This is a genomic window from Streptomyces sp. NPDC037083, assembly GCF_055606485.1.
The window spans coordinates 20,661-30,483 of sequence record NZ_JBVJSQ010000028.1 but is presented as its reverse complement, the minus strand read 5'-3'; the positions used below and the strand labels follow the sequence as shown (position 1 = coordinate 30,483).

Here is a 9,823-nt window from a genome sequence, read left to right as displayed (position 1 = left end):
CTGATGAGGGCGTAGGAACTCCCATCATCCCAGGTCAGCAGGCACCTCTTTTCATTCCGTCGTCCACAGACCGACTATCGCGCGGTGGATCCAGGCTGACAACGAGCCCGCACCCGTAAAGCAGCACCTTGATTCTTTACGGCTTCAATGGACACGGCAGCGCTGCCAGGCGGCGCCGAGCATGACCTTGCGGACCGCGGCGACCAGGCCGGAGTGCTGGTCGGTGACGACCAGGCGGACCCCGGACAGGCCGCGTTCGCGCAGGGAGCGCAGGAACTCCTTCCAGAACGTCTCGCTCTCGCTGTCGCCGACCATCAGCCCGAGGACCTCGCGGTTGCCGTCCTCGGTGATGCCGGTGGCCGCCACGACGGCCCGCGAGACGATCTGGTGGTTCACCCGCGCCTTGCAGTAGGTCGCGTCCACGTAGACGTAGGGGAAGCGGACATGATCCAGCGGGCGGGTGCGGAACGCGGTCAGCGGCTCGTCCAGGGCCTGGCAGATCCGTGAGACCTCGGATTTGGAGATGCCGCTGTCCCCGCCGAGGGCTTTGACCAGGTCATCCACGCTGCGGGTGGAGACACCGTGCACGTATGCCTCCATGATGACGGCGTAGAGGGCCTGGTCGATGCGGCGCCGGCGTTCCAGCAGGGAGGGGAAGAAGCTGCCGGTGCGGACCTTGGGGATCTCCAGGTCCAGATCGCCGGCCAGCGTGGTCAGCACCTTCTCCCGGTGCCCGTTGCGGATGTTGGTCCGGGTCGGCGTGTGCTCGTTCCACTCCGCGCCGATGTGGGCACTCGCTTCGGCCTCGATCAGCTCCTGCACCATCCGCTCGGCGATGGCGCGGATCAGCTCGATTCCGTCGGTCGAGCGTAGTGACTCAAGCAGCCGTATCAGCTCAGACTGGGACAGGGCCATCGTGTACTCCTCGTGGTTGAACTGGCTGTTCACCAAGGAGAGTTACGCGGTGGCCCACCCCCTGTTCAGGGAGCGGTACTCACTCATGGGAGTGCGCCCCGGGCAGACGCCCGCGCACTCCCAGCCGCTGATCGCCAACACCACGACGAGGGACACCATCTAGCGAGGGCTCGTTCACGATCGCGCATGCCCGAGTGGTGCGCCCGAAGGGGCAGTCGCCGAGGGGAGTCGGTCGCGGTGGTCGCGGTCGCGTAGACGGGCTCCAGTGCACTGCATCCCTGCGTGGCGGGCGTAGCCGGACAGGCGGCCGCGGTTACCGCGTCCGGTCGGCGCGATCACTTGTGACGGACCAGCGTCGCGTCGCCCTTCTGTGGCGGTCTCCGAGGCTACGGCGGCCTTCGGTGTCGTCAGCGGCGGCGATCGACGACAGTGTCCGGGCCAGCCCTGTGGCCGCCGCTTTCGCAAACACCGTGGTGTCGGCGTCCGCGCCGGGGGCGAGTACGTCGAAGCGGACAGCGAACCCTTCAGAGTCAGCTTCTCGCAGCCGGCATGAGGTGCCCGGGGCCTGCGCTGCTCGTGGCGGTGGCAACGGCATGGTGCGCCCCGGGCCGGCGCATTCAACGTGTTTCAGTGGTGCAGCCTCCGGGATGCCTCCAGGTGGGCTTCGCGCTCCCAGGGCCACGCCGGTCCTCACAGTAGGCAGTGACTACTCATCCCAGGATCGGAGTCGGCCTCCTACGCTTCCCGAAACCATCACCGTCGGCGGCCGATTTCCTGTGTTCCCTGCACATGAAACCTGCTGCCGCAGCGTCTGATTGCAGCCTGACGATATGTCTGCTTGTTGGGATTGCGACATGAGATTTCGAGGAATGCCTTGACTGGTCGGCGGCGGAAGATAGTCGTTGTGGCAGCGTTTGGCGGATTGGCGTCAGCAGCGGCAGCGACTATGTGGACGGGTCTGTGGTCGGTCGCGAGCGCGGAGGGGCCGACCGGTCCCGACACCGGTGCCTACTGCTCGGCGCTGAGGCAGCTCACCTCCTCTTCGGAGTCGTCCGCGTCCACGGCGAGGGACGACGGTGCCGAATCCGCCGGCTCCGCCCGCTACGAGCGGTTGGACGACCTCGTCGGTGAGCTGGCCGACCACGCACCGAAGCGCATCAGCGCAGATGCCCACACATACGCCAGCGCCATGCACGACTTCACCAAGTCGCTGGAACAAGTCGACTACCGGATATCGGCACTGACTCCGGAACAGCTCAAGGTGTTCCAGTCGCCGAAGGTCGTCGACGCCGGGCGCCGCGTGAGGGATTCGGCCAGTGACATCTGCGGGACGACAGATGTGTCGGCGCGGCCGACGCCGCGAGTGCCGCCCAGCAAGCGATAGCCGCAGTGCCCCGTCGTCACGCATTGCGCGGGGCATCGCGACAGTCGGGACGACGACTGTGCCGACCACCGTCGCATTCTGTCTCAGCCCTCTTGGCGGCGGCGTGGTGAGTGGGATACCGGATGCCGAGCAGCGGCTGCTCGGTACCTGCGGCGTCCGTTGCGCAGAACACGGCCGCCACGGTGCCCATTCCGATGGCGACGCCAATCGGATTGCGCGCCCGGGCCCACCCCGATGCCGACCGCTCGGAGAGCGGCAGCCGTGCGACGGAGTTCCGGCCCCACCACCGGACTGCCCGCCTGCCTCTTGCCGCCACCCGCGCTCAGGAGCCTCTCCCCAGTCTTGACACGAAAGGTCTCTTCGATGGATCTCCGACCAGTCCTGTTTCCCTTCGCCTTCCAGCGCCGCAGACGAGGGCGGCTCCGCCGCGCGGCGGTCCTGATCTCCGTGGCAGCGGTCGCCTCGGCAGGTCTCAACCTGCCGACCGGCCTCGGACCGGGCCCGGCGTGGGCCGCCCCCGATCCGAACTCCCCACCGGAGATGCCGGCGGGAAAGCACTTCGACTCCCCCACGGATCCGAAACGCGCCGACAACGCCGGCTATCTGCCGGGACACTTGAACGTGTCGGCCACCGGTGAAGCCTCCTACTCCATCCCGCTGGAGGTGCCCGCCGGACCCGGCGGCTTCCAGCCCTCGCTGGGGCTCTCCTACTCCAGCGGCGGCGGCAACGGCATCGCCGGCGTGGGCTGGGGGGTGAGCGGGCTGTCGAGCATCACACGATGCGCGAAGAGCGTCGCAGCCAACGGCGTGCGGGCCAAAGTCGAGTATCCCGAGAAGAGCGCACTGTGCCTGGACGGACAGCAACTGGTCTCGGTCAAGGGCGACTACGGAACGGTGGGAGCCGAATACCGCACGGAGCGCAACAGCTTCTCTCGCGTGGTGGCCAAGACCGGGAAGTTCGAGGCATGGACAGGCGACGGGCGGCGGCTGCGTGTGTACACCCCGCAGTCGGCGCTTATCCATTGCCTCAGCACGTCGTGTGAGCCATCTCAGATCGAGGACTTCGAATGGCTGCTGACCAAGGAGTACGACCGGTCCGGCAACACCATCGACTACTCCTACACCAAACCTGACTACGCGACGTTCCCGGGCTCCAACAAGGTAACGTCCAGCAGGCAACTGCTCCTTGAGCGGATCTCGTACTCAGCAGTGGACACCGACGGAGAGACCCGGAGGCGCCACGTCGACTTCCATTACGAGAAGGGCCGGCCCGACGAGGAGTTCTCCTGGAGCGCAGGAGTGCGCAGGCACCTCCGTACCCGGCTGGACTCGATCAAGATGTTCGGACCCAACCCGGCCCGGACCGAACTGTTGTGGCAGTACAGATTCGACTACGACGTCGGCCCGACATCGGCCCGCAGCCGCCTCACCTCGGTCAGGAAAGTCGGCCAGGCCGGCGGCAGACTGTGGGCCAAACAGTTCTCCTATGCCGACGGACAGCCGCGCCTCGACCCCGCCACCGTGGACGGTGACATCGGGTGGATCGCCGCGATGGAGGAGACATCGCGTCTGCTCCTCGGCCGGACCGACTACGTCTCTCACCCGGCCGACTACGACGGCGACGGGGCCGATGACTTGATCCTCGACAGCCAGAGCCTCGGAGGCGGCCGCATCCTGCTCGGCGACAAGAAGGACGACGGTGGTGTCGCCCCGCTCGGCAGGAAGTTCAACCTTCCGCTCACGCAGGTGCGGCCGTCTGCTCCGCTGCTCAATACGGACGCCGACGGCGACGGCATCGCCGAGGTGTTCGCCCGAGGCAAGGTCGACGACAAGGCCATCGACGGGGCGTTCCTGCACTGGGACGAGAGCGCGAAGCGACTGACGTCCGGAGGAAGCCGGGGCGGAGCGCCCATCCCGCTCCCCGAGGGCTACCGCGCCGGCGCGACAGTCCACTTCGGCGACCTGGAGGGCGACGGCCGGGCCGACATGCTGTTCACTATCCCGACTCCGGACACCATGGAGGGCGACTCCCGCCCGCCGCACTGGAACTTCGGCGGGTTCGATTACGCCTACGCCGGCGCGAACAGTTTCCCGGTCGACACCGACGGCGACGGACGGGTCGAAATCGTCCAGGACCCCCCTGCCTATACCTTGCGCAACGCGGACGGCGGCGCCATGCCCGGCACCGGCCCCGGGGCGGTTTCCTCCGATCAGTACGGGCTGCACCAGGAGTCCGGCCGATCCGACGTGACGGTCGCAGGCCTCGTCAAGGACGGCAGGTCGCAGTACCGGGGCGACTTCAACGGCGACGCGATCACCGACCTGGCGTACCTCGACTGGGGCCGCCGGACGGGAGACACGACCCACCCCGGCCAGGCCGGCAGCATCAAGATCCGCTACGGCACGGGGGGACGTGGTGCGTTCGCCGCGGAGGTGCCCTTCACCGAGCTGCCAGCGTGGGAGGAGACGCCCGCGCGCAGGGAGGGGGAGACAGCAGCGGGTGTCGAGGTGCACACCGGCGACATGGACGGCGACGGCCGATCCGACTTCGTCATCTTCCACGGCGAGCACGACTCGGTGGCCCACGGTCCCGGCTCCGAGCTGCCGGGCTGGGGCGACTATGAGGGAATCACCGTCATCTTCGCGACCGGCGCCCGGCGTGACTACCACGGCGCGGCCAGCCAGCTCAAGTGGCACGGCGACAAATTCGGGTGGGGCCTGTCCAAGCTCGGCGACTTCAACGGCGACGGCCGCCTGGACATCGTCACCTACAACGGCGACGGCCACGACGATCACCGCCTGGTCGTGCTGGAAAACCACGGAGACCAGCCCGATCTGCTCACGGCCGTCACCGACGAGCACAGCGCCTGGCCTCGCGAGGAGATCTCCTACTCCACCGAATGGTCGGCCACGCCGCGAGCCTCGGATACGCCCTACTACGAATTCCCGACCATGGCGGTGCGTCGGCGCGGGATGAACGTCGTACGCAAGGTCGTCTCGCGTGCAGGTCTGATCGACCCCGACAGCGACCGTCGGATCGACCGCGACGCCCGGGTGGTCGAATACTCCTACGAGGACCCGGTCGCGGACGCCCAAGGACGCGGCTTCCTCGGCTTCAACAAGACGCTGGTGTGGGACCCGCGCCGCCCTACCGAGACCGTCACGGAATACCGCAACCACAACCGCGTCGCACCGTCACGGACCGATCTGCGCGGCTACTACCCCTACGCGGGTCGACCCAAGATGGTGACCACGGTCACCCCGATCCTGGACGACACCGTGTCCGAGAAGACCAAGAGCGTCGGCAAAGCGCGCATCAACACCGTCCACTTCTACGACGAAGCCGTATTGGATGACGGTCACGCCCCTTACTACGCGCGACCGAAGAACACCCAACTGCCGAGTTTCTCGCGTGCCGTGGCCGAATCGGAGGGGCCCGTCAAGATCGACCGAAGTCTCAGCGACCCGGACAACCCCACTCCACGCACCCACCTGTTCGGCTACCCCACAGGCTCGGACCCGGTGGTACGGCTGACCCAGTACTCATCTGAACAAGACGCGTACGGGAACGTGACCGACGCCCAGAGCACGGTGTGGGGTCCGGATCAAGAAAAGGGCGTCACCGTCAAGACCCACACCGCGTACGACGGGGCCCCGGAGCGGATCCGTGGCTGGATGATCCACCTGCCCGAGACCACGGTGACCACCTCGATCGAACCCGACGACACCTCCGACAAACCGCATCGAACCCAACGACGGGTGGACTTCGGCCACGACGACCGCGGACGGCTGACCACGATCGAAACCGAGAAGGCCCATACCGACGACCCAGACGTGCGCAAGACCGAGACCATCGACTACGGCGACTACGGCGAGATCAAGAAGATCGCGGAACAGTCCGGCGACACCGGCCTGCCACCGCATGTCACCCACTACGAGTACACACCGGCGCTCACTGACTGGCCCGACGAGCACATCTACCCGACCCAGATCTGGTCGGAGCACGATCAGACCGCCTACCGGCCCAGCGCCAGAATTCTCACCCACCCCGGATACGGAGTCCCGTTGGAAAGCATGGACGCCAACGGGGTTATAGCGAGGACCGAATACGACGACCTCGGCCGCCCTGTGAAAACCGAAGCCCCCGGTACCGAGGCCGTCGACATCACCTACGCAGGACGCCCCGACTCCTTCGATGAGACCGCGTTCTCGGGGCTTGAGGTCACCTCCACTCGCTTCCCCGGCGACATTCTCCCCCCCGGCGCTCTGGTCGAGTACGGCCAGGCGATCAGCGACTCGGCCGGCCGTCCGATCGAGCAGCGGACTCGCGGTTTCGACGGCGACCTGGTCACCTCCACCACGACCTACGACCTGCTGGGCCGCCCGCTCAGCCGCACCCGCCCGCACAAGACCGGCACGACCGCTCCCGGAGCAGTGAACACGTTCTACGACAGCCTGGACCGGCCGGTCAGAACCCATCAGCCCAATGACGCCGGCACGGGGGTGGTCATCGACGACTACGACCAGTCCTTCTTCACCACCACGACCCGAACCGCACGCAGCGAGACCAGGATCACCCGTGACCTCGAGGACCGTGTCATCGACAGCACCGAGGTCAAGGCGCACGACGGGCGGGACGTGACCACGCGCTACCACTACGGACCCTTCGACACCGTGGAAAAGGTCGTCGCCCCGCACGACACCACCAGCAGCATCGAGACCGGCCGCTACACCACGACCAACGTCTACGACGTACTCGGCCGCAAACTGTCGAGCGACGACCCCGACACCGGCACCACGGCCACCCGGTACAACGGATACGGGCAGATCCGGCAGATCCGGCACGAGGAGTCCGACCAGACCCGTGTCTACGGATACGACGACCTCGGCAGACTCGTCTCCCGCGCCGACATGAACGGCATCGCCCCCACCGGGGTCGCCACCTGGGCATGGGACACCGCCGCCAACGGCATCGGCAAACCCGCCTCCTCGACCAGCCCCGACAACATCACCGTCGCCCACCGCTACGACGCCTTCGCACGCCCGGCCGGCGACGACTACACCGACAACACCCCCGCAGGGGGCGGCACGGTCTACAGCACCGACCTGACTTACCACCCAGTCACCGGGCAGATCGCCACCATCGCCTACCCCACCGTTCCCGGCCGTGAGGCCGAGCGGTTCACCATCGGCTACGAGTACGACCACGCCGGGCACCTCACCGACGTCCGCGACGCCACCGCCGGGCACCACGCCACGACGCTGTGGACGGTGGACTCCCGGGCCGACGACATGACCCTGAAGCGCGGCAGGCTCGGCAACGGAGCGATCGTCGACCACGACCAGTACGCGACGACCGGACGTCTCAAGTCGATCGACGCCTACACTCTGCCGACAGACACGCGCCCAGCTGCCACGATCATGAGTCTGGACTACACCTACCACGACGACGGGCTGGTCCACACTCGCGAAGACACCCGCAGCGACAGAAGCGAGGCCTTCGACTACGACCCGATGGGCCGGCTCACCAAATGGACCCTGCGCACCGGAACCAAGGCGCGTGCCAGTGACTACGGCTACGACCCATCGGGCAACCTCACCTCGGTCACCCAGGGCTCCGCTTCGGAGACGCTCGCCTACACCGACCCCACCCATCCGCACGCGGTGACCGGCCACATCTACACCCCCGCCTCAGGAACTCCCGTCTCCACCTCGTACACCTACGACCCGCTCGGTCGGCAGACTGCCGGCACCCCCGACACCACGGAATCCGGCGGGGAGAGCTCACTCTCCGGCGCAAGCACGCGGGACGGCACTCCGCCCGCCGCCGACCCGAGTGACCGCGACGCGAACGGCCGCACCATGGTCTACACCTCCCTGGACCTGCTGCCGGACACTGTCACAGCCAACGACAAGACCTGGAACCTGGATTACACCGCCGACGGAACCCGGTTCGCCAAACGCTCCGGGAACGACAGGACGACATACGTCGGCGGCCTGTACGAGCGCAGGCAGACCACCGGTGGGACCGAGCACACGTTCTATGTGACCGGCCCCGACGGGGCTATCGCGCAGGCAAACTACACCGGCACCACCGGCGTGAGCATCGACTACACCCTCACCGACGCCCTGGGCAGCACCAGTGCCGTGAGCGACTCCGCCGGCTCGGTCACGCAGCGGTTGTTCTACGAGCCGTTCGGCAAGCGCATCAACGCGAACGGCTCGGACTCGAGCACCGCAACCGGACGGATCAAGACCGGATTCACCGGACACGTGCACGACGACGAGTTCGGGTTGATCAACGCAGGTGGCCGCCTGTACGACCCGTGGACCAGGAGGTTCACCGCACCCGACCCGCTCGTGGCGGACGCACTGTCAGGACAGTCGTGGAACCCCTACAGCTACGTGCGCAACAGCCCGCTCAACGCCGTCGACCCCACCGGATACTACGAGGAGGACCCCACCTGCCCCGACGGCAACTGCCCCGGCGGGCCGGTATCGGTGCAGGTCAGCGGTGACGACATCAACGACTTCGGTGACAGCGTCGGCGCGGCGCTCAAGGACTTCGCCGACTTGAACAAGGAGGTTCACAGAACCATCGGAGAGTTCCTCACCTTCGGTCTCTTCAATGAGGACAGCGCAGACAGCAGCGCCCCTGCCCGGACGGTCGACCAGATCAGCGACTCCCAGGCCGTCCCCGCCACAGGCAGTCAGTCGATGGTCTGCGCGGGTGTGCTCGGGTGCGGGAAGGGACTGACCGGCCGGGGCCTGTTGAACGAATTGATCCTCGATCCGACGGAGCAGTTCCTGAAGCATCCCGAGGATGCCATCGCCTTTCTCCTCATGGGTGAACTGGCGGCGCCACTCGAGAGCGCGATGGCAGGAATCAGCAGGGCGAGGACGGACGGCACGTTCGCCAGGCCGCGCATCGACCCCGCCATCGCTCCCCAAGTCGCGGCGAAGGTCGGCGAGTTGGTGCAGCCCCTGCCCGGTTCGACGGTCGTCTTCGAGGACGCACTGGCGACTCAGCATGCCGGCGGTGAGGCGATCACCACGGACGCGGTCGCGCGCTTCAGCGAGCGGCTCCTCACTTGGGACACCGAGACGGAGCAGGGAGTCGCGGCTCAAGGGCTCGACATGCTTGCGGAGATGTACCCGGGCGAAGAGATTGCCGTGGGCACCAATACCCACGGCGGCCCGATGGGCGACTACGCGCAGACGAGGCCGGAGTACGGTGACCCGACGGTCGGGCAGAAGACCGAGGCAGCCATGTTGGCCTCCAAGGCGAGGGTCAAGATCTTCGACATGCGTATCGAGGCCGAGGTCCAGGGGTTCCTGGAGCACGACGGCCCCAAGGCGGCCCAGTTCTGCTGGAGCACTCGCTGCGCCCAGAAACAGAAGCTGCCCGTGCCCGTCGTCGACCTGACACCGACCAGCCTCAAGAGGCTGCTCGGCATCAAGTGACGGTCACCCGCGGTGTGGCAGTGGCTTCTGCTGCCACACCGCGGGTGGCACTCGGCGCGG

General features: G+C 67.1%; 3 protein-coding genes and 1 pseudogene. 3 read left to right on the top strand and 1 reads right to left on the bottom strand.

Features of this window, described 5'->3' with window-relative positions; all coding sequences use genetic code 11:
• Window positions 1–147: 147 nt before the first annotated feature.
• Window positions 148–915, bottom strand: a pseudogene (locus tag ACZ7DE_RS39975) (IS256 family transposase); the annotation flags it as partial.
• Between the two features lies 1 nt (window position 916).
• On the opposite strand from ACZ7DE_RS39975, the gene ACZ7DE_RS39970 reads away from it, so the two are divergent.
• The 3 genes from ACZ7DE_RS39970 to ACZ7DE_RS39960 all read left to right on the top strand — a co-directional run bounded on the left by ACZ7DE_RS39970 (window position 917) and on the right by ACZ7DE_RS39960 (window position 9,763).
• Entirely contained in the window at window positions 917–1,078 is a 162-nt protein-coding gene (locus ACZ7DE_RS39970) for a hypothetical protein (RefSeq protein ID WP_470769382.1), read from the top strand.
• A gap of 783 nt (window positions 1,079–1,861) precedes the next feature.
• Entirely contained in the window at window positions 1,862–2,299 is a 438-nt protein-coding gene (locus ACZ7DE_RS39965; protein ID WP_470769381.1) for a hypothetical protein, read from the top strand.
• Window positions 2,300–2,662: 363 nt separating this feature from the next.
• Window positions 2,663–9,763, top strand: coding sequence for an RHS repeat-associated core domain-containing protein (locus ACZ7DE_RS39960; RefSeq protein ID WP_470769380.1), 7,101 nt, complete (start codon window positions 2,663–2,665; stop codon window positions 9,761–9,763).
• Window positions 9,764–9,823: the final 60 nt, after the last annotated feature.